Origin of the sequence: Flavobacterium frigoris PS1, assembly GCF_000252125.1 — a bacterium.
Taxonomy (GTDB): Bacteria; Bacteroidota; Bacteroidia; order Flavobacteriales; family Flavobacteriaceae; genus Flavobacterium; species Flavobacterium frigoris_A.
The window spans coordinates 622098-645061 of the sequence record NZ_AHKF01000018.1 but is presented as its reverse complement, the minus strand read 5'-3'; the positions used below and the strand labels follow the sequence as shown (position 1 = coordinate 645061).

Annotated in this window: 24 protein-coding genes; all 24 read left to right on the top strand. The window is 31.5% G+C overall.

What is annotated here, in order from left to right; all coding sequences use genetic code 11:
- Positions 1-3: 3 nt before the first annotated feature.
- The 24 genes from HJ01_RS11565 (at position 4) to HJ01_RS11450 (ending at position 22964) form a co-directional block, all read left to right on the top strand.
- Positions 4-810 (top strand): phosphoribosyltransferase family protein, encoded by an 807-nt coding sequence (locus HJ01_RS11565; protein WP_007138607.1) that lies wholly within the window; start codon positions 4-6, stop codon positions 808-810.
- A gap of 13 nt (positions 811-823) precedes the next feature.
- Positions 824-1330 (top strand): SH3 domain-containing protein, encoded by a 507-nt coding sequence (locus HJ01_RS11560; protein WP_007138606.1) that lies wholly within the window; start codon positions 824-826, stop codon positions 1328-1330.
- Between the two features lies 1 nt (position 1331).
- Complete coding sequence (locus HJ01_RS11555; protein WP_040473875.1) at positions 1332-1673, top strand: hypothetical protein; 342 nt, start codon at positions 1332-1334, stop codon at positions 1671-1673.
- Between the two features lie 36 nt (positions 1674-1709).
- A complete protein-coding gene (locus HJ01_RS11550; RefSeq protein WP_007138604.1) occupies positions 1710-2264 on the top strand; it encodes a TerD family protein in 555 nt (184 codons plus the stop codon).
- Positions 2265-2278: 14 nt separating this feature from the next.
- The gene (locus tag HJ01_RS11545) at positions 2279-2890 is read left to right on the top strand and encodes a TerD family protein (RefSeq protein WP_007138603.1); all 612 of its coding nucleotides are present in this window, start codon (positions 2279-2281) and stop codon (positions 2888-2890) included.
- A gap of 1 nt (position 2891) precedes the next feature.
- Positions 2892-3530 carry a vWA domain-containing protein gene (locus HJ01_RS11540; RefSeq protein ID WP_040473874.1) on the top strand — a complete coding sequence of 213 codons (639 nt, stop codon included), beginning with the start codon at positions 2892-2894 and terminating at the stop codon, positions 3528-3530.
- Between the two features lie 11 nt (positions 3531-3541).
- Positions 3542-3700 (top strand): hypothetical protein, encoded by a 159-nt coding sequence (locus HJ01_RS17750; RefSeq protein ID WP_007138601.1) that lies wholly within the window; start codon positions 3542-3544, stop codon positions 3698-3700.
- 4 nt (positions 3701-3704) lie between these two features.
- Entirely contained in the window at positions 3705-4307 is a 603-nt protein-coding gene (locus HJ01_RS11535; RefSeq protein WP_007138600.1) for an RDD family protein, read from the top strand.
- Positions 4308-4367: 60 nt separating this feature from the next.
- The gene (locus tag HJ01_RS11530) at positions 4368-5003 is read left to right on the top strand and encodes a vWA domain-containing protein (protein WP_007138599.1); all 636 of its coding nucleotides are present in this window, start codon (positions 4368-4370) and stop codon (positions 5001-5003) included.
- 252 nt (positions 5004-5255) lie between these two features.
- Complete coding sequence (locus HJ01_RS11520; RefSeq protein ID WP_007138597.1) at positions 5256-6308, top strand: TerY-C metal binding domain-containing protein; 1053 nt, start codon at positions 5256-5258, stop codon at positions 6306-6308.
- Between the two features lie 3 nt (positions 6309-6311).
- Positions 6312-7721, top strand: a complete 1410-nt coding sequence (locus HJ01_RS11515; protein WP_007138596.1) for a PP2C family serine/threonine-protein phosphatase — start codon at positions 6312-6314, stop codon at positions 7719-7721.
- Between the two features lie 3 nt (positions 7722-7724).
- Entirely contained in the window at positions 7725-9236 is a 1512-nt protein-coding gene (locus HJ01_RS11510) for a helix-hairpin-helix domain-containing protein (protein ID WP_007138595.1), read from the top strand.
- 37 nt (positions 9237-9273) lie between these two features.
- On the top strand, positions 9274-10272 hold the full coding sequence (locus tag HJ01_RS11505) for a TerC/Alx family metal homeostasis membrane protein (RefSeq protein WP_007138594.1): 999 nt from the start codon (positions 9274-9276) through the stop codon (positions 10270-10272).
- Between the two features lie 55 nt (positions 10273-10327).
- Positions 10328-10624, top strand: coding sequence for a DUF6804 family protein (locus HJ01_RS11500; RefSeq protein ID WP_040473873.1), 297 nt, complete (start codon positions 10328-10330; stop codon positions 10622-10624).
- 131 nt (positions 10625-10755) lie between these two features.
- On the top strand, positions 10756-11007 hold the full coding sequence (locus HJ01_RS11495; protein WP_007138592.1) for a hypothetical protein: 252 nt from the start codon (positions 10756-10758) through the stop codon (positions 11005-11007).
- 23 nt (positions 11008-11030) lie between these two features.
- Entirely contained in the window at positions 11031-11486 is a 456-nt protein-coding gene (locus tag HJ01_RS11490) for a hypothetical protein (protein WP_007138591.1), read from the top strand.
- Between the two features lie 3 nt (positions 11487-11489).
- Positions 11490-12188, top strand: coding sequence for a hypothetical protein (locus HJ01_RS11485; RefSeq protein WP_007138590.1), 699 nt, complete (start codon positions 11490-11492; stop codon positions 12186-12188).
- A gap of 4 nt (positions 12189-12192) precedes the next feature.
- A complete protein-coding gene (locus HJ01_RS11480; RefSeq protein ID WP_007138589.1) occupies positions 12193-13044 on the top strand; it encodes a hypothetical protein in 852 nt (283 codons plus the stop codon).
- 229 nt (positions 13045-13273) lie between these two features.
- On the top strand, positions 13274-16072 hold the full coding sequence (locus tag HJ01_RS11475) for a DEAD/DEAH box helicase family protein (protein WP_007138587.1): 2799 nt from the start codon (positions 13274-13276) through the stop codon (positions 16070-16072).
- 28 nt (positions 16073-16100) lie between these two features.
- Positions 16101-16916: a KilA-N domain-containing protein gene (locus HJ01_RS11470; RefSeq protein WP_007138586.1), complete on the top strand. Its 816-nt coding sequence runs from the start codon at positions 16101-16103 to the stop codon at positions 16914-16916.
- A gap of 4 nt (positions 16917-16920) precedes the next feature.
- Entirely contained in the window at positions 16921-18489 is a 1569-nt protein-coding gene (locus HJ01_RS11465) for a type I restriction-modification system subunit M (RefSeq protein WP_007138585.1), read from the top strand.
- Positions 18489-19718 carry a restriction endonuclease subunit S gene (locus HJ01_RS17165; RefSeq protein ID WP_007138584.1) on the top strand — a complete coding sequence of 410 codons (1230 nt, stop codon included), beginning with the start codon at positions 18489-18491 and terminating at the stop codon, positions 19716-19718. Before HJ01_RS11465 ends, HJ01_RS17165 begins: the two co-directional genes overlap by 1 nt.
- Positions 19719-19734: 16 nt before the next feature.
- On the top strand, positions 19735-21834 hold the full coding sequence (locus HJ01_RS11455; RefSeq protein WP_007138583.1) for an N-6 DNA methylase: 2100 nt from the start codon (positions 19735-19737) through the stop codon (positions 21832-21834).
- Complete coding sequence (locus HJ01_RS11450) at positions 21831-22964, top strand: hypothetical protein (RefSeq protein WP_007138582.1); 1134 nt, start codon at positions 21831-21833, stop codon at positions 22962-22964. The genes HJ01_RS11455 and HJ01_RS11450 overlap by 4 nt, the downstream gene beginning before the upstream one ends.

Sequence of the window (22964 nt, the reverse complement as noted above, 5' to 3'; positions counted from 1 at the left end):
AAAGTGAATAAAAGTTACAGTTTACATAAAATTATTGAAGAAGAAAAGTACCCGTTTCCAGCGGAAGAATACAGCTGGTTTAAATTTGGGGATAAATATTACGCTGAAAAATTTGCAATTGAATTATTCAATGGATTTGTTAATGAATATAGAGAATTACTTTTATCTGACAAAGAAATAATCATTTTACCAAGCCCGTATTTATCAATACCAACAGCTTCTAATTTCTTGTGCTATTACTTCAAAAAACAACTAAACAGTTTTTTATTTAAAAACAATAAAAAAGCATGTATTGAATCTAAAATTTATAGAAATCAAACATATGTTACAGACTACGGAAATTTAGATTTTGAAGAAAGAGTGAAATTAATTTCAAATGACACTTATTATATAGATAGAAATTTTATTGATGGTAAGCTTTGCATTTTTGTTGATGACATTAAGATAACTGGAAGTCATGAGCATACGGTAAATAAGATATTAAATCAGTATAGCATAAATGGCGATTTTGTTTTTGTTTATTACGCTGAATTAGCTAATAAAGAAATTCACCCAAAAATTGAAAATCATTATAATTATTACGCAGTAAAAGATGTTGACGATATTATAAAAATAATAAATGGAAAACATTTCCAATATAATACTAGAATTGTAAAATTCATTTTAAGTCTTGATAAAAAAAAATTCAGTTACCTCATAAATAATATCTCTAATGAAAAGTGTAACGAATTGTTCCATTTGGCAATTAGTAATAATTATCATCAAATAATTGACTATCAAAACAATCTTGTTTCAATAAAAATTGATTAAACAATTATAAAGGATGAAAAACAACAAAAAAATAGTACTGATTTTCTTCATAATATTCATTAACATTTCTTATTCACAAACATATTCAATTGATGTTAAAAAGCTAAATGTTCGAGAAAAACCGGATCAAAATTCTAGGGTAATAGGTAGTTTTTCAAAAAACGATACCGTAAATACAATTTCAGAAGAAGGAGATTGGTTGAAAGTGGAAAACAATAATAAAATAGGATACATCAGTAAAAAATATGTATCTGCACAAAAAAATGAAAAGAGCAAAATTGAAAATGGCTTCATACCTGGATTTAAAAAAGTGTTTTTAAACTCATTCCTTTTAATATGTTTAGTTCTATTTACGTACCAAACCTATAAAAGAAGAATCGCAGATTCAAGATATAAGACTGGCTATAGAAATGGGAAATTTTCAATTCGTGAATATATTACATATGGAACCTACTCATTGATTTTCAGTTTGATAATAGGAATTATAAGTGGAGTCACCTCATGGATAGCAACATTTTAAAATGGATCTAATAAAATCAAAATCTTCTTATACGGCATTATTCCTAAATGGATATTTAGCACATATTATTAACCCATGGATAATGGTAATTGATTTCGATAGTGAAATAATAACAGTCGAAAAAAGGAATTGGTATTTTATTGGGGTTAATAAAAACATCATCGCTTTCAGATTCATTAGGAATGTAAAAATTGACGAACATCTTTTTGGTGCAAACATTAGTATAAAAGCTACCGGAGGTTGGGTGTCGGCAAACTATCTATCAAAAGTAGATATCGGAAATATAAAAGATTTACTATTTGCATACAATAAGACTAAAAGGAATTCTATTATTTTTTCATAAAGCAACAAATATTAACTAATTAATAAAATTTTAATAATGGCAATTAACTTACAAAAAGGACAACGTGAAAACATTAACGCTCCACAATTCACAATTGGCTTGGGATGGGATACAAACAGTAGTTCTACAGGGTCAGGTTTTGATTTAGATGCGTCAGTTTTTATTTTAGGAGAAAACAAAAAAGTTATTTCAGACTCACATTTTATTTTCTATAATAATTTAAAATCACCAGATGAAGCGGTAATCCATCTTGGGGACAATACAGACGGTGAAGGTGACGGTGATGACGAACAAATCAAAATTGATTTGAGCAAAATTAATCCAGCAGTTATGGAAATATGCATCGTTGTTACTATCCACGATGCTGAAACAAGAAAACAAAATTTTGGTCAAGTAAGAAATTCATTTATCAGAATTGTGGATGATAGTAACAATACTGAATTGGTAAAATATGAATTAGACGAAGATTTTTCAATCGAAACAGCAGTTGAATTTGGAAGAGTCTACAACAAAGATGGGCAATGGAAATTCGAAGCAATCGGCATGGGACAACAGGGTGGTTTACAAGACTTTTTAAACAAGTATAACTAATAATTTTTAAAATAATGGCAATAAATCTTCAAAAAGGACAAAGAATAAATCTTGAAAAAAGTAACGGTAGTAAGCTCCAGAACGTATGTGTTGGAATTAACTGGGGGGCTATAGAAAAGAAAGGATGGTTAGGAGGTATAACCAAAGAGGCAGTAGATTTAGATGCATCGTGCGCCTTGTATGATGACAATAAAAATTTATTGGAAATCATTTATTTTGGAAATCTTCGTTCTAAAGATGGTTCCATAGTACACAGTGGTGATGATTTAACTGGAGATATGGGTGGCGATGATGGACTAGATAATGAAATCATCACGCTTGATTTTTCAAAGCTAAATCCTGCTGCTAGTTCTGTCGCATTTGTTTTAAATAGTTTTCAAGGACACGATTTTGGAACAATTCCATTTGCGTCAATTCGTATTTATGAAGGAACTCCAAAAAGAGTAAACGAAGTTTTTGCAAAATTTGATATTGCTAATGGTTCTGGTTTTGCAGGACATGTTTCTATGGTCATGGGTGTATTCTATAAGAAAAATGGCGAATGGAAATTTAATGCTATTGGCGAACCTACCAAAGATAAAAAACTAGAACAAACAGTAAGTACAGTAACAAATCAATATCTATAAAATGAGAAGACTACCCGTATATTTATTATTGGATACTTCAGGTTCAATGTCTGGAGAGCCAATTGAAGCAGTAAAAAATGGTGTACAAATAATGATTAGTTCATTACGCCAAAACCCACAAGCTATTGAAACCGCTTTTTTAAGTGTAATAACTTTTGATAGTACAGCGCAACAAATCATTCCTTTGACCGATCTAGCATCTTTTCAAATGGTAGACATTAGAGCTACCGGTGTAACAGCTCTTGGGGAAGCTTTAAAATTAGTTGCTAATAAGATTGAATCCGAAGTACAAAAAACGACTACAGAACAAAAGGGAGATTGGAAACCGTTAGTATTTATCATGACCGATGGAATCCCTACGGATGATTGGCAGAGTGGATTGAATGAATTTAAAAAGAGTAAGATTGCGTTTACTGTTGCTTGTGCAGCAGGTAGCGGAGCTGATACTGATATTTTAAAACAAATTACTGAAAATGTAGTGAGTTTAGATACTGCAGATAGCGCCAGTATTGGTAAATTCTTTCAATGGGTAACAGCCTCTATTGGTGTTAGTTCAACCAAAGTAGAAGATTCTGGAAAAGAGGTTACAGGCTTAAATGAGCTTCCACCTCCTCCATCTGAATTAAATATTGTTGTATAAATTTTAATACCATGAGCAAATTTGGATTTTCATTTTCATGGAAAAGGCTTTTAGGAATTTCTGGTGCCAAGCAAAGTTTTGCAAGGCGCACAGGAGTTCCTACTTCTAGAGGAGGAATAGAAAGAAAATTGGGTAATATGATAATTAAATCATTGTTCGGAAAAAAGTAAAATTATGGAAAATAATTTTGATGATGTGATGTCTAAAAGGACAAATCAAGAATTAATCGTAATTGTTTCGACAGACAGATCTAAATATCAACAATCTGCTATTATTTCTGCTGAAAGAGAAATTAAAAAAAGGAATATCAATAAAAGTATAATCGATGATGCGAAAATTACAGCAGATGAGCAAAAAATAAAAAATGCTTTTTTTGAAAATTTAAAAGCTACTGAACAAATAAGATTTTTGAGTGTCGTAATTGATGTATTGGTAATTTGTTTAGTCGTATTTATAATCAATTACGGAGCTTCTTTCTTATTATCTTTTTTTGATTCACCTCTAAATGATTTTGCTGATTTATCTACTTCTATTTCTATCATGGTTTATTTTACATATTTTATTTTTATGGAAAACAAATTTCAGCAAACTTTTGGAAATATGATTGCCAAAACAAAGGTGGTTGATAATAATGGTTCAAAACCTAGTTTAAAGGCGATATTAATAAGGAATTTAAGTAGACCAATTACAATCGGAAGATATGCTACAGGATTTGCATTTGAAGGAACACCTTTTTTAGATAGATTTTCAAATACAACTATAATAAATATAGTTTAAAAATTTAATCAAAATACAATTATAGTAAAACTATAAATCCATTTTTCTGAACAAAATAATATGAGAAGACTACCAGTATATTTTTTATTAGATACATCAGGTTCAATGTATGGAGAACCAATACAAGCATTAAATAATGCTTTAAGTGGTATGGTAAACACATTGCGTTCAGATGCACAAGCATTGGATTCACTTTGGATCAGTATTATAACCTTCGACAGGGAAGTAAAAGAAATTGTCCCTTTAACAGAGCTGGTTAGTTTTCAGCTTCCAGAAATAACGTGTCCTCAATCTGGGCCCACAAACACTGGAGCAGGCTTAGATTTTGTGATTCAAAAAGTAAAAAAAGATGTTTTAAAAGGATCACCAACTCAAAAAGGAGATTGGAAACCATTACTTTTTGTTTTTACAGACGGAAAACCATCGGACATACAACTGTATAGAGAAAAAACACCTGAAATTAAAAATTTAAATTTTGGTGCTGTGGTTGGTTGTGCGGCGGGTCATATGGCTAATGATGAAATACTTAAAGAACTAACAGATAATGTAGTTCATTTAGATTCCGCGGATAGTTCAACCCTTAAACAATTTTTCAAATGGGTTTCGGAAACTATAGAACAAGGGAATAAAAGTCAAGGAACAGGTGAAGGTGTAACATTACCGCCACCTCCTAGTGAAATAACAGTTGTTATATGATAAAATTGATTCCTATCTTAATAAGCCTTTTGATTATAGGATTGTTTTTATATTCAAAATTATTACCATATAGAGACAAGTTAAACCCGCAATACAAAAAAACATTTGATTTTTTCAATAGTCTTTTCTCTCCCGTTTTTAATTTTTTAAAAAAAAGAATAAAGCCTTTTCAAGTAGGTTTAGGATTGTCAATAGATATGTCACAAATTGTTCTTTTAATTATTTTTTTAATGCTACTAAATTTATTTTAATATGAGAAGATTACCTATTTATTTCCTGATAGACATTTCAGAATCAATGGTTGGCGAACCGATTCAACAAGTTGAGGAAGGATTAGCTACTATTATTCAAGCTTTAAAAACCGACCCACACGCACTAGAAACTGTTTTTGTTTCTATTATAGTATTTGCCGGACAAGCAAGAACATTAGTTCCTTTGCAAGAAATAGTTAGCTTCTATCCGCCAAAATTTCCAATTGGAAGCGGCACCTCTTTAAGTAAAGGTTTGGGACATTTAATGCACGAATTAAGAACGAACATAGTTAAGACGACTTACGAAGTTAAAGGCGACTGGAAACCTATTGTCTTTTTATTTACCGATGGTGTACCTACAGACGATAGCAAAGCGGCCATTAATGAATGGAAACAAAACTGGCAAAAAACAGCCAATATGATTGCGGTCTCTTTTGGTAATGAAACGGATACTAAACTTTTAGGAGAATTAACGGATAATGTTTTACAATTTAAAAATACCAATGTACAGTCCTATAAAGAGTTCTTCAAATGGGTTACAGACTCTATTAAAACAAGTAGCATCAGTGTTGAAAATAATGCAACCGGATTTGAATTGGCAAAATTAGATGGTGAAACTTTATCGAAAATAGATTTAACCAAGTCAGAGCCAAACAGACAATTTGTAGATGATAATTTTGTGGTCCTCAACGGGAAATGCCAAAATACAAAAAGACCCTATTTAATGAAATACCGAAAATCAATTGCACCATCAAGTTTCGCAGGTATTGAATTAGCTACTAAAAGCTACAGATTAGTTGGGGCCTATCAGGTAGACAACTCTTACTTTGAGTTGGCAGATAACGCTAATTTCAACAATAAAGTAAATACCGATGAATTAATTGGTGGGCCAACCTGTCCATGTTGTGGCAATCAAATTGCATTTGCAGTTTGTACTTGTGGAAAAATTCATTGCATAGGAGAAGAAGAATTGAGCACCTGTCCGTGGTGTGAAAGCCAGTCAACATATGGAAGCGGCGATGGTGGTTTTGAAGTAAACAGAACACAAGGGTAAATTATGGAAGAAACTAAAAAATATATTCAGGCTTTTTTATCACAAAATAAAATTGAAGTTGCAACAAGTAAATTGTCTCTTTTTGATGATTTTATTTCTAATGAAACGAATATTAATTCCGTAAAAATAATTCAAGAAAATCAAAAAATGATTATGGCAAATTGGACGTTAAAAACACGAATTGACGATATTATTATACAATCAGTATCATTACCAAACGGTACAGTAGATAAAAAATATGAAGCGAAATTTGACTTTATGAACTTAGGTTGGAAAGATGTTATTTATTCAGAAATTATAGACTTGGAAGAAACCGGCCTTGAATTTAATAATGACGAGGAGTTACTTTTTGGAAATCCATTAATAAGTGGAGATTTAAAAATAAAATTCCTTTTCAGAGTAGAAGGCGAAGCCGAAGATTCTATTTTGAATGAAAAAATAATAACCATTATAATCAATCCAGATCCTAAATCTTTATGGAAAAATATTGAAAGTGACAAAAAAGCACCTTTTTGGAAAGAGGACAATGTTGCAGTTTCAAGTGATTTCTTGGACAAAAAGATAGTTGTAGCTTCCAAAAGAGGGAGAAGCCACGCAAATGTTGGTTCTTTCAGAGATGATGATTTTGCTTTCAAAAAAATTAACGATACAGGGTGGAGTATTTTAGCAGTTTCCGATGGAGCTGGTTCAGCCAGTTTATCAAGAGAAGGTTCAAAAATGTCTTGTGATTTAGCGATTAGTTATTTTGAAGAAAACTTCACCTCTGATTTTTTAAAGGAATTTGACGAAACATTATTGCAACACAATAATCAAACAGATGAAGACTCTTCAAAGAAAATAAGCCGTTTTGTCTATGATAACCTTTCAAAAGCAGCATGGTTTGTTCATAAAGAATTAGAGAAATTCGCAATAAATTTAGAAAAACCATTAAAAGATTTTCATTCCACATTGATTTTTGCGTTAATAAAAAAATATGATTTTGGTTATGCCATTTTAACCTTTGGAGTTGGTGACTGTCCAATAGGATTATTAAATACAGATTTAACTGAAATTAAATTAATGAATTGGTTAGATGTTGGAGAATTTGGCGGGGGCACTCGTTTTATTACCATGCCTGAAATATTTAAAAGCGATAAACTTCAAACACGTTTTGGATTCAAATTAGTAGATGATTTCTCCTATTTAATGCTAATGACAGATGGAATCTACGATCCAAAATTTGTCGTTGAAGCAAATTTAGAAAAAATAGAAAAATGGAAGGAATTCCTGGAAGATTTACAAGGTAAAAACGAGGATGGGTTATCGGTAGATCTTAACAGAGATAATGACAATATAGCGAATCAACTTTCTAATTGGATGGACTTTTGGAATCCAGGAAATCATGATGACAGAACACTTGCAATAATCTATTAGACTATGAAAACAATTACTGTAAAATCGATTAATGATTCTTCGAAATCCTACCAATATGTAGATAATGGCGAACCGATGCGTGGTGGTGTGAAAGATGTTTTTTTTAGCCCTGATAAAAAATACGTTGTAGCCATTTTTAGAGATAAATTAGATTTTAATCAAAAAGAAAGGTTACAAAGAATAACAAATCATTATTTGCCACAAATTCAAAACAAAGAAGCTGGCGACTACTATTTAAATGAAGTGTTTCGATGGCCAACAGATGTGATCGAGCATAATGGATTTATTGGTGTCATTGTTCCCATATATAATTCTAAATTTTTCTTTAAAAAAGGATATGAAACAAGTGATTTAATTCAAGGAAAAGAAAAAAACGGAAAGTGGTTTGCTGGTGCAAAATTTAGAAATCCTCAATTCCCACTGAAAGTTGCAAAATCAGAGTTGGGAGATTGGCTGAGCTACTTTCAGGTATGTGTAAATTTAACTCGTGGAGTTAAAAAAATGCACGCCATGGGATTAGCACATTCTGATTTGTCCTATAACAATGTACTAATTGATCCAGTTGAAAAATCGGCTTGTATAATTGATCTAGATGGATTGGTTGTTCCAGGAATGTTTGCCGCTGAAGTAATTGGAACAGCCGAATTTATTGCTCCAGAAGTACTTTCTAGTAAACATTTAAACAAGACAGATTCAAATAGGAAATTACCTAATAGGCTGACTGATTTACATGCGTTACCTGTCCTGATTTATATGTTTTTATTACACAGACATCCCTTAAAAGGAGGTAAAGTTCATGATCTGGATACTGAAAAAGATGATTTGTTATCAATGGGAGAAAAAGCAATGTTTATAGAGCACCCAACGGATAAGACAAACAGACCTAAACTTGCTCAAGGCTCAAAATGGGATTTGCCATGGGCAGATATAGTTAAACTTCCTTATTCCGTTACCGGCCCCTATTTAAAGACCTTATTCGATAAAGTTTTTATAGACGGATTACACAATCCAATGCAAAGACCAACTGCTGAGGAGTGGGAAATTGCTTTGTTAAAAACAACCGATTTAATGCAGAAATGCCATAATATTTCTTGTGAACAAAAATGGTATGTATTTGATAATACAAATACACCTAAATGTCCATTTTGTGGAACTGCTCACAAAGGGACATTACCTGTATTAGATTTGTATTATCAATTTAAGCCTACGGTTTGGAAACCTGAAAATCATAGATTAATGGTTTATAAAGATCAGTACCTTTTTCAATGGCACGTAAATCGAAATATTACACGAAATGAAAAAATCACTGCTGAACAAAAAGTACCTATGGGATATTTCACCTTTCATAATAACAAATGGGTCTTAGTAAATCAAAAATTAACATCATTAAAAGACGTAACCGAAGATAGAGAAATCCCAATCGGATCCATGGTAGAATTAACCGATGGAAAAAAATTATTATTGTCTAAAGAAGACGGTGGCCGTGTAGTAGTAATAACAATGGCTAATAAATAAACATCTAAAAATTATAATTAACTTAATAAATAAACCAATGAATCAACATTCAATTTTCACAGAACATCCGTTTATAATAGGCACTTTTGCTGTAGTAATTTTAGTGATGTTATTATTAGACTTAGGTATTTTTAATAAAAAAAGTCATGTCATAAGTAATAAAGAAGCAATAACCTGGTCTGTAATTTGGATAAGTCTATCAATGCTTTTTAGTGGATTGGTATACTATTTGGCGGGGCCAACAAAGTTTTTTGAATTTCAATCTGCTTATTGGATTGAAAAGGCATTATCCGTTGATAATCTTTTTGTTTTTATCTTAGTTTTTAAATTTTTCGATGTCGCAAATCAAAACAAACATAAAGTTTTATTTTGGGGAATTATAGGCGCTTTATTTCTTAGAGCAATCTTTATTTTTTCAGGTGCATTTTTAATTGAACTTACCTATTTAAATAAGCTTTTAAGTTTAGTTGGCATACAAGGATTTATATATGATGTAAACATAATTATGACCGCTTTTGGACTGTTTTTAGTGTACGCAGGTATTAAATCTTGGTCAGCTGGTGGTGATGATGATGATGAAGATTACAATGACACAAGAGGTGCAAAATTAATTCGAAGATTTTTTAATGTTAGTGACAAATATGTGGGAGATAAATTTTTCACGATTGAAAACGGAAAAAAAATGGCAACTCCCTTGTTAGTTGTTGTAGCTGTAATTGAATTCACTGATTTACTTTTTGCTGTCGATTCTATACCAGCAATTTTTGCCATTTCAAACGATCCATTTATTCTATACACATCTAATATTTTTGCGATTTTGGGCTTAAGGGCATTGTTTTTCCTATTGGATAATTTCATTCATCTATTCGGTAAATTACAATATGGTTTAGCGCTAATACTATCATTTATAGGAATTAAAATGGTTATCTCTCCTTTTTATCATATCGACTCTGTTTACTCATTGATTGTTATTGGAAGTGTTTTATCAATTTCAGTATTGGCATCAATTATGTTTCCAGAACCTATTGAAGCGTAAATAATAAATTTAAAAATGACCTTTAAAAATTAGAGGTCATTTTTGTTTTCTAATTATGGAAAAAACAATAAAAATAGTCTTAGCTGCTCTCCTCCTACTCTGTCTTCTCGATATGCCATACGGTTACTACCAATTTGTTCGTTTTACAGCAATGGTCAGTTTTGCCTATTTGGGATATTCAGCAAAGGAACAGAATCACAAAAATGAGATGTTTATTTATATTGCTTTAGCCCTTTTTTTTCAACCCTTTATCAAGATCGCCTTGGGCAGAACTATATGGAATATAGTAGATGCAATTACTGGAATTGGATTAGTAATTTCTTTATTCTTTAAAAGAGAGAACAGTAAATAAAGTCATACATGATAAAAGATAATACATATAAAATAGGCTTTGTTTCCTTGCAAAGAACTTGACAAAATTATTTAGGACTCTTTATAGATTACAACACACGAATTGAACACAAATTATCTAAAAAAACATATATGTCAAATTTTTATTGTGAATACTGCGGTACAAAAAGCGCAAGCATTTCGGGTCTAACAGCAAACTCATGCCATCGTCATCCTCTAGGTAGCGGAAAAGGAAAACACAAGTTATATGAAGGGAGTGAAAAGTCTAAATACAGTTGCAAATATTGTGGAACTTCTGCTTCAACTATTTCTGGATTAACGGCTAATTCTTGCCATAGACATCCTATTGGCACTGGAAAAGGAAAACATGTGGCTGCATTATAGTCACTAATTAATAAAATATAGAAATGAATAACGACGCAAATAAAGATGCCGACATATTAATTGAATATTCGGATAAAATTACAATTATACAAGAAAAGCAACTCCAAATTGTCCAATACAATAATGAACGATTTGACAAGGTTATTGATTTTGCCGGAAAACTTGTAACTGTAGGTGAATTAGTTAATGAAAATAAAAGATTAGATAACGAAAGGATAAATCTTCAAAATCAAACCAATCAAATTCTTTGTAAGCATCAAAGAAACATGACAATAATCGAAAAAAGATTTGAAGAAAGAGGCCTGGTTTTTTCAAAATATTTTGAAGTCATTGATAAAGGACTTGAAACAGGGAATGATAACTTGGTTTTAATGGGATTGTCAGCAGTTAATAATTTAGTGATTTCAGATCCTTTACAAGACATCCAAAACACCTTAAGAGCCTTAGATAGTAACGATACACTTGAATTAGATTTTTAAAAGATGAAAAAAATATTCTGCTTATTCATATATATTCTGTCCATTTCTTGTACAACAAATTCAAGCAAATTTCAGCAAATTTCAGATTCAAAAATCATAGAAAACATAACTACGCTCAATGTTAAGGTAGCAGAACCTAACAAATTTGAATTAGAGTTAAAAGAAGTTGAATTAGCCAATTGGAATTCGAACGGTTTTTTTAACAAGTACAAATATTGGTTCTTAATTTTAGTAGTTTACATTATTGTTGGATTTATACTAGATTCAACAATAAAGGATGATCTATTTGATAATCGGAAAATTAAAAAAGCTTACTTATTCTATATTTTTTCATCATTACTTGGCGGTCATTTTATATATCTAGGGAAAGGTTGGAAATATTTATTTTATTCTATTTTATTACTAACATTTCTATTTATAAACACATTTATTATTTCACATTTCTATAATAACCCCACTGTTTTAATTTATACAATAAGTGAAAATTTAACCAGCAAGATTATCTTATGCTTAATTCTAATCATGCTAACAATTGATTTTTTAACTCTTTCAATTCAAGTTTTTAAAGTAAACAAATCCTTTAGAGATACTATTTCTCCAAAAAATTCTAAGGAAAGGCAACTCTGCTTTATAGATATCAAAACAACATTAGAAAAAAACAATAATTTGATGTTACAAAAATATAACCAATGGAAAAAATAAAGATATGTTAGAAAGTATATTTGAAAGTATAGTAGATGCGGGAAAAAACATAATTACATTGGGTGGTTATGGTAAATTAGAAGATGAAAAAAAAGAGTTTGAAATATTAAAAAACACCTATACTCATATAAGCTCTTCTTTTTTCGACCTCTATAAAGATCGTTTAGAAGCCTACACAAATCTTGAATACGAAAGACTTGAAGCCCATAGAAATTTTGCAATAGCAAAAAATTTATTAAAAAAATTCAAGAATGTTGGTAACAATCAAAATTTAAAAACCAATGATAATCTAACAAGTGTTGAAATAAAGAAATTTCAACAGGAAAAATTCAATTACGAAGTTAGTTTCAATAAAAACTTAGAAGAAATCACAAATACGTTTTCCAGTTCTATCGAAAAATCATTGAAAAGAAATAAAGGGAAAAATATAAAAGATTTTTCAAAAGATCAATTTTTATTAGAAGCAGGAGTGGTCGCTATAGAAACGCTATTTGAAAGTTTTTCTCAAGCGATAAACTATAACGGAGAAATACAAAAACAGCGAAAACAAATTCAACGAGAAAAACAACATGTGATTAATACCATAGATAAATTGTTTGCTAACGCAGAAATTGTTTATGCCGAAACACTACGAATAATTGAAGTGGGGAAAGTCCTCAACATAAATAATCAAGTCTTTACAAAAAAATATTCCGAAATAAATAAATTTGTCATAAGCCAATCCATTTTTAAACAATTTTGGAATGAAATAGCTTCAAAAAAAATCACACCAACAGCTGATGTAAATTTAAAAATCGCCCAACTTATGAATATCTGTGCAGGGTATAATAAAACGGATAAAGGTACTTCAATTTAAAAACCTTTACTTTTTATCTATTTTACAACTAATACAATATCACTAAATGTGGGTATAGTAAAACCCTACAAAATGTTGTTTATTTACAAATGCAATCAAAACGAGTGAAACGGTAAGAAATTTATGCGAAAAAACATCGGCTTTACGGTTTTCTACATTCATTCTAATTAAATATTCGATACTTTAGCATCTTACTATTGGTAGTTTTGAAATAATATAATTTAGCTTTTTGAAAAACGAAAAACATACTCGCAAAGAAATCATAGATAAACGACTGCAAACTGCAGGATGGAATGTTAATGACGCAACCCAAGTAATTGAAGAGTTTGACATTGCTGTACCTTTACCCGATGGAGTCAATGAACCTCGTACACAATATGAAGGACATCAGTTTAGTGATTATGTTTTATTGGGCAAAGATGGAAAACCACTTGCTGTAGTTGAAGCAAAAAAATCATTAGTCGATGCCAATATTGGAAAAGAACAAGCCAAACAATACTGCCATAATATTCAAAACGAAAAAGGAGGCGAATTGCCTTTTTGTTTTTTCACCAACGGTCATGATATTTACTTTTGGGATTTAGGGAACTATCCCCCTAGGAAAGTACATGGGTTCCCAACTCTTGATGATTTAGAAAGATACCAATACATTCGAAAAACCAGAAAAGCATTAGCAAGTGAGTTAATCAATACCGCAATTGCAGGTCGTGATTATCAAATTGCTGCTATTCGTGCAGTGATGGAATCGATTGAAAAACGCAAAAAGAAATTTCTACTGGTAATGGCTACTGGTACTGGTAAAACTAGAACCTGTATTGCTTTAGTAGATGCCTTAATGCGTGCAGGCTGGGCTGAACGCGTTTTGTTTTTAGTGGATAGAATTGCTTTGCGAGACCAAACTTTAGATGCTTTTAAAGAACATTTAACCAATGAGCCACGATGGCCTAAAGAAGGGGAGAAATCCATCGCAAAAGATAGAAGAATCTACGTTTCTACTTATCCGACAATGTTGAATGTGATTCGGGATGAAGAGAATTCTCTTAGTCCGCATTTCTTTGATTTGATTGTAGTAGATGAAAGTCACCGAAGCATTTACAATACCTATGGTGAAATATTAGATTATTTCAATACTATAACTCTAGGTTTAACGGCTACACCCACAGATGTTATAGACCATAATACTTTTAAACTCTTTGAATGTGAAGAAGGGGTTCCAACCTTTGCTTATTCTTACGAAGAAGCCGTAAATAATATTCCGCCTTATTTGAGCAATTTTCAGGTAATGAAAATTAAAACTAAATTTCAGGAAGAAGGTATTAGCAAAAGAAGTATTTCTTTGGAAGATCAAAAAAACTTGATTCTGGAAGGAAAAGAAGTAGCAGAAATCAACTATGAAGGAACCGATTTAGAAAAATCAGTGACCAACAAAGGGACAAATGCTTTGATTGTTCGGGAGTTTATGGAAGAATGCATCAAAGATCCCAATGGTGTTTTGCCTGGTAAAACTATTTTCTTTTGTACGACTATAAAACATGCTCGTCGAATGGAAGAATTGTTCGATGCCTTTTATCCAGAATATCATGGAGAACTAGCTAAAGTTTTAGTTAGTGATGACCCGCGGGTTTATGGAAAAAGTGGATTATTAAGTCAATTCACCCACAATGATATGCCGCGCATCGCAATAAGTGTGGGCATGCTGGATACGGGTGTGGATGTAAGAGAATTGGTCAATCTAGTTTTTGCTAAACCTGTCTATTCTTATACTCGTTTTTGGCAAATGATAGGTCGAGGAACTAGATTGTTAGAACCAACAAAAATGAAACCCTGGTGTGCCAAGAAAGATAATTTCTTGATTCTAGATTGTTGGGATAATTTTGAATATTTCAAAATTAATCCACGTGGCAAAGAAATAAGTTCCTCCATCCCCTTACCCGTTCGTTTGTTTGGCATTCGATTGGATAAAATAGAAAAAGCACAGGAACTTCAAAACGATACAATTATAATTAATGAAATTATAAAACTGCGCAAACAAATCGCTGCATTGCCTAAAAATTCTATTGTGATTTTGGATGCACAATCCGAATTGCAACGTTTGGAGGATGACAATTTTTGGAATAAACTGACTGATGACAAACTAGAATTCCTTCGTATGGTGGTTAAACCATTAATGAGAACTATTTCTGATGTTGATTTTAAAGCCATGCGTTTTGAAAAAGACATTCTCGAAGTATCATTGGCACAACTAAATCAAGAAGCCGAAAAATTTGATGCATTAAAAGAAAGTATCGTCGAAGAAATTAGTGAATTACCCTTAACGGTCAGTCTAATTGCCAAAGAAGCAAGCTTAATTCGAAAAGCGCAAACCAATAATTTTTGGGCAACCGTAACCGAAGAACAATTTGATCAATTAATTCTAAAAGTAGCGCCCTTAATGAAGTTTAGAGAAGCCGTAATGCCTCTTGGAACCGCCAAATACAATTTTAAAGACGAAGTCTATGCTAAAGAATATGTGGAGTTTGGACCACAACACGAAGCATTGAGCATTGCCAAATACCGTGAACTGGTAGAACAAACCGTGAATCAATTAGTATCTGAAAATCCAATCTTGCAAAAACTAAAACAAGGTCAAGAAATTACTGCCGATGAAGCAGCTTCTCTTGCCGAAGTCTTGCATGACGAACACCCACACATTACGGTTGATTTGTTGCGAAGAGTGTATTCGCATCGAAAAGCACAATTAGTCCAATTTATCAAACACATTCTAGGCATTCAACAATTAGAATCGTTTCCTGAGACTGTTTCTAATGCTTTTTCAGACTTTGTTAAAGCACATAGCTATCTTACTGCACGACAATTGCAATTTTTAGATTTACTTAAAAAATTCATTATCGAAAAACAAGAACTCAACAAACGCAATTTGATTGAATCTCCCTTTACGATGTTGCATCCCGAAGGCATTCGTGGGGTATTTAAACCCAATGAAATTGAAGAAATCTTGAAGTTGACTGAAAAATTATTAGCGGCCTAAAAAAGGGATCTTTATAAATAAAACAGAAATGGCGAAAAGTAAAACAATCAATGTAAAAGGAGCTTCGATAACTATTTTACAAAATAAAACTGGTGAATTTATATCGCTTACTGATATGCTTAAAGCCAAAGATGGTGAATTTTTTATTTCAGATTGGTTAAGAAACAGAAATACTATTGAATATTTAGGAATTTGGGAAAGTGTTTATAATCCCGATTTTAATTATGGCGAATTCGCCATAATTAAAAGTCAAGCCGGTTTGAATAGCTATAAGTTGAGTGTAAAAGATTGGGTCGCCAAAACAAATGCAATTGGACTTAAAGCCACCACAGGAAGATACGGAGGTACTTATGCGCATTCTGATATTGCCTTTGAATTTGGAATGTGGATTAGTCCAGAATTTAAGATTTATTTAATCAAAGAGTTTCAACGCCTCAAAGCGGTTGAAAACGACCACTTACAACTCGAATGGAATTTACAACGCACCTTATCCAAAATAAATTACAAAATTCATACGGATGCCATTAAAGAAAATTTAATTCCGAAGGAACTTCAAAAAAACCAAATTACCTTTGTCTACGCCAATGAAGCCGATTTGCTCAACGTTGCCTTGTTTGGTATTACTGCAAAAGAATGGCGCGAAACCAACCCAGATGCAGATGGAAACATTAGAGATCTAGCCACTATCGAACAACTGGTTGTGCTCTCAAATATGGAAAGCATCAATTCGGTTTTAATTCATCAGGGATTAGACCAAAAAGAACGCTTGATGCAATTGAACAAAATGGCGATTACCCAAATGAATTCATTGGTGGGAAATAAAAATATTAAAAAACTTAAATAATACCATGTTACAAAATAACTCCGCATTAAAATCGCTTATTGACCGCCTTTGGAATAACTTCTGGAGTGGTGGTATCAGCAACCCACTGACGGCCATCGAGCAAATTACCTATTTGCTTTTTATGAAACAAATGGACGATCTAGAAGCCAAACGCGAACGCGATGCCGAATTTACAGGAGAACCCTACACCTCAAAATTTGTAGGTATGTACAAAGTACCGGGCAGTATTGAAGAAATAGACAAACAAGATTTGCGTTGGCGCAACTTCAAGCGCATGCCTGCCGAAGCCATGTTGCTACACGTGCAAACCAAAGTTTTTCCTTTTTTGAAAGCTTTTGAAGGCGGTTCTAAGTTTACCCACGCCATGGCTAATGCGGTTTTTATTATGCCAAAGCCTTCACTATTGGTAGAAGCCATAAAAATTATTGAAGAGATTTTTGTAGAAATAGAAAAAGATGCCGTTGATGGTGGCCATGCTTTTCAAGACATACAAGGTGATGTGTACGAAATGCTGTTGGGTGCTATTGCCAGTGCGGGTAAAAACGGACAGTTTAGAACGCCTCGCCACATTATAAAATTGATGAATGATTTGGTGCAACCGCAATTAGGACAAAGAATTGCCGACCCCGCTTGTGGTACTGCAGGTTTCTTGCTTGGTGCTTATCAATACATTTTAACCGACTTGGTTAAAAGAGAAAACCCAGCCGCTTTGCAAGCCGACGAAGATGGTTTTATGCGTGCCACAGTCTCTGCAACTTTAAACGAAGATTTAAAACACATTGTAGAAGACTCACTATTTGGTTATGATATTGATACCACCATGGTGCGTTTGGGATTGATGAACCTGATGATGCACGGCATAGACCAACCCAATATTGATTACAAAGACACCCTGAGCAAGTCGTATAACGAAGACGCACAATTTGATATTATCCTTGCTAACCCACCCTTTACGGGCAATATTGACAAAGGCGACATAAACGAAAGTTTACAACTAGGCACGACTAAAACCGAATTACTTTTTATAGAACGCATCTACACCATGCTCAAAATGGGAGGAACAGCCGCCGTTGTTGTACCTCAAGGCGTATTGTTTGGGAGCGGAAAAGCCTTTGTAGAAGCCCGAAAAATAATGGTAGAAAAAAGCGAACTAAAAGCCGTAATTACCATGCCAAGTGGTGTTTTTAAACCTTATGCAGGCGTAAGTACCGCTATATTGTTGTTTACCAAAGGAAGCGAAACCGAAAATGTATGGTTTTATGAAATGCAAAACGACGGCTACACCCTAGACGACAAACGCAACAAAATTGACAAAAGCGATTTGCAAGATATTATTGCACAATACCATAACAGACCCACAAAAGCTAGTACCGAAGCCGAAAGAGAAGGCTTTCACTTTGCTATACCCAAACAAGAAATTATAGAAAATGGCTATGATTTGAGCTTAAGCAAATACAAAAAAGAAGTGTACGAAGAAGTAAGCTACGAAAATCCCAAAGTTATTTTTGAGAAATTAGAATATATGGAAGCTACTATTTTGAAAGGGATTAGTGAACTTAAAGAATTAGTGTAATGAAAGAATACAAATTAACTGAAGTTTGTGACTTTCAAGGAGGAACCCAACCACCAAAAAGTGAATGGATAAACGAGCCAAAAAATGGCTATGTAAGAATGTTACAAATTAGAGATTTTACTCAAGGAAAAGCTCAACACATTGAATATGTAAAAGATAGTAAAAAAGTTAATAAATGTCAAGAAGATGATATCTTGATAGCTAGATATGGTGCTTCTATTGGTAAAATAGTAACAGGATTAGAAGGAGCTTACAATGTGGCTTTAATAAAAACTATTCCTAATGAAAATTTACTGACTAAAAAATTCTTGCAATCTGTTCTAAAAAGTCCTGTTTTTCAAAATTTCATATTATCTATAGGTGCTCGAGCAGCACAAGCTGGATTTAATAAAGACGACCTTTCGAGATTTAGAATATCACTTCCTTCTTTAGATGACCAAATCCGTATTGCAGAAATACTAAGCCAAGCCGAAAACTTAATCACACAACGCAAAGAAAGTATTTTGCTTTTGGATGAATTGTTGAAGAGTACTTTTTTGGAAATGTTTGGGGATCCTGTTAGGAATGAGAAGGGATGGAAACAAGATTATTTACAAAATTATTCAATTAAGATTAGTAGTGGATCAACGCCTTTAGGTGGAAAAGAAGTATACCAAAGAAAAGGTAAATTCTTTATTAGAAGTCAAAATGTAAGAATGAATTTTTTAGATTATTCTGATATCTATTGTATTTCGGATGAAATACATAATAAAATGAAAAGAACTTGGATTAAAAACGAAGATGTTCTTCTTAATATTACTGGGGCTTCAATTGGAAGAATAGCAACATATTATGGAGAAGATGATAATGCTAATGTAAATCAACATGTTTGTATTATTAGAACAATAAAAGAAAAATTAAATCCTAGATTTTTAGAATATCAAATCGCTGAGAATCATTTTCAAAAAGTTTGCATTGGTGCTTCAACTGGAGGAACTAGAGAATCATTTACATTTGAGATGATAAAAAAATTCAATATTATACTTCCTCCTCTCGAACTCCAAACCCGATTTGCTATTATAGTTAAAAAAGTAGAAACTTTAAAAGGCGAATACCAAGCTAGTTTGAAAGAATTAGAGAATATGTATGCAGTTTTGAGTCAGAAAGCGTTTAAGGGGGAATTGAAGGTTGAGGAATACACCAATAATGAGGTGTTAGGAATGGTGGCGGAAACAAAGGGTGAGTATTAAACAATAAAAAAACATTATGGATATTGAATTACAAAGATCCTACCAAGTAAAGAAATACTTAGAAAAATTAGGCTATCCTCCAGAAAGTATATATTTTGAATATTCTATTTCATCAGGTAAAAGAATAGATGTTGTTGTTAAAAAAGAAAAAAGTGTTTTTATTGCAATAGAAGTTAAAAACCCGCAAATTTTTAATTTTGAGACAATTGTCGATATTGAATATCATCCACTAACAAGGAAAATTCAAAGGGAAGCTCAAGAAGTTGATGCAGAATATTTTATTTTAACTAATGGCACTAATTATTTATGGATGAAAACGGGCTTTGGCGGAAGACCTGAAAAAATAGAAGAAGTAAAGTTTAGTGATTTTAATATAATTAAAAATACTGAAAATGAATTCCTTAACATTGTACTCAACCATATTTTTGAGTTTCTTCGTAATTTCCCTATAACAGGAAATCATTTGTATGACACATCTTTAGTAATATATACTAAGTTAAAAAAAGAAACTGATGTGGATTTTGATATAAGAAGAATTTATCAATCCCTTTTTAGCCAGAGTCAAATAAATCAACAATATACAAGGAAACATTCATCCGAAGAAATCTTAAATCAAGCAATTGAAAGATTAGATACTATTAATTTGTCCAATAATAAATTAACCGTTATTGAATATATAGACAATCTTTTTTTACGTAATTCAAATGACTTAAGTGTTCCTAGGTGGTTAAGTGATTTTATGATGAAAATTTTAAATCCACTACCAGAAGATAATATTATTGATTTGTTTGCAAGAAATGGCACAATTACTTCATCTGTTTATCTTAACAATAATGAGAAAGTAGTATCATACTATACAAACCAAAATGACTACTATTGGATTAAAATTCAACAATTACTATTTTTAGGAAAAGAAGTTGAAATTATATTTGAACCCCTATTAATAAATGGAAGAACCGATTTTTTAATTGAAAATTTAGCAAATGACATTTTAATTGTACCTCCCTTCAATCAAAAAATTTCTAATGCATTTGATAGTGAATTATTTCATAATGGAATAAAAGATAGTACTTCCATTTTTATCGAAACAGCATTGAAAGCTGTTAGAGAAAATGGTAAAATAATGGTAATTGTAGCCGATAATTTTTTATCATCTAATCAATTGTTAAAAGTCCGAAAATACTTCCTTAGAGAAAGTATTATTGAATCAATTATTAGCCTACCACAAGACACATTTAAACCTTATTCCTTAGTTAAAACAAGCTTAATAACATTTGTTAAAACATCAAGTAGAGTAAATCAAAACACTTTTTTTGCAGCAATTGAAGAAAGTCCAAAAGAGTATTTACTAGATTCTAAAAAATCAAAACAACTTAATGAAATTTTAGCAAATCACAACAAATTCAAATTAAATGAAGATTTTACAAAATCTAAATCTGGTTTTGTAGTTAAAGAATTAGATGTCGAGAATTTACATTTTTCAAAATATTTATTTAGAGATAATATTTATCATAATAATTTAAGTAAGGGGTATCTTTATATACCAATAAAAGAATTGACTTTAGATATTTATAGAGGAAGTGCATTGGTATCTGATGATGAAAAAGGTGATATACCATATATAGGACCAGCTTCAATAAGAAAAATGAGAATTATAAAAGATTCTTTTTCTTATACTTCAAAAAATATAATACCAAACAAAAATATAAAAATTGAAACCCAGGACATTTTAGTTAATGCAATTGGTCCTAATAGAGGGAAAGCAGCAATAGTATCCACTGAATTTAATGGTATGTCAATTAATCGGCATATAATAGGTATTAAGGTAAATAATAACTTGGTGCTTCCTGAATATTTAGCTATAATCTTAAATAGTAAAATAGTTCAAGAACAATTTTATGATCAAAGTAGTGGATCAGTTATTCCTTCCTTAAATTTAAAAAGTTTTGAACAATTAATTATACCCATTCCAAATTTTGATATTCAAGAAAAAACAATTCAAGAATTTAATTATATTACATCAGAATACAATAATACTTTAAATAAGCTAGCCGAAATTGAAAGTAAATTGAATAATGCTTTTAACTATTTAGGAAAGGAGGAAGATAGCATATGAAATCATTTCCAATAATAAATAATGAAGAGTTGTTAAACTGTTTTAATAGATTAAATGAATTATATATAAATGATAAAAGAAAAATATTAGAAGCAGCAGAAATAGCTACAATTGGTCAAATAAATCAACTTACAATTTCAGCTGATTCTATTGAAAATCAAATAACAATAATTAAAAATCGAATTAAGAGGACAGCAGATAGAAGTGGTCAAAATTTATTAATTAGAATAATTGAAGAATTATTTACTGCTTTGCTTGCAAATGGAGCAATTGGTGTTTCAAGTATTAATTTTATCGATAATTCTTTTTTTAGTTTAGCTGACAATAGTAAAATACAATATAATCAAAGTAATAAATGGTTTTGGATATGGCAAATTTCAGTTGAGGGCAATGAATTAGAAATAAATATTGGCTTAAGGGATAAAACATATACTCCTTCTGTAATTGTCCCTGATTATGTATTACAATATATACAGCAAGGAATAATAGCATTTAATTATAATAGAAATGCCGCAGCATTAGCTTTAATGTCAATTGCATTGGAAGGAACATTAAAAGATATTTTAGACAGTCCAGCTTATTTTAATCGATATGGCACTCCAACACAAGCTAATTACGAGATTAAAAATATGAATATATTTCCTGAAACTAATGGTTTTAGAATAGAGTTTCCTCAACCAATGCCAACATTACATAGTTTATACTTGCCAAATAATGGTGGTCCAACTCATCATACTGTCAGAGTTAAAAGATTAATTAAAAGAGGTATCCCATTTATAGAAATCCGTGATGTGAATGAAATACTTGATTTCTGGTCATCAGATACAGTTGTAAATCCCAGCGTAATGAGAATAAATGGTCTCGGCACTGCAATTGATATAGCAAGAAATCATGCACGCATACTATCTCCTGTAGATTTACCTTTAGATCTTGATGAAATTATTCAATCTATACGTAATAAATTGATACATCTTTCAGGAGTTAATTTAGCTCAACAAGTGACAACAGACGCAGGATTAATTACTTTAGAGGATTTTATAAAAGACAAAAATAAAGTCTCTGACACCGTTTTCTCCATTGGGGAAACTATAAATAATTTATATACTAAACTAATGAATGGAACTTTATAA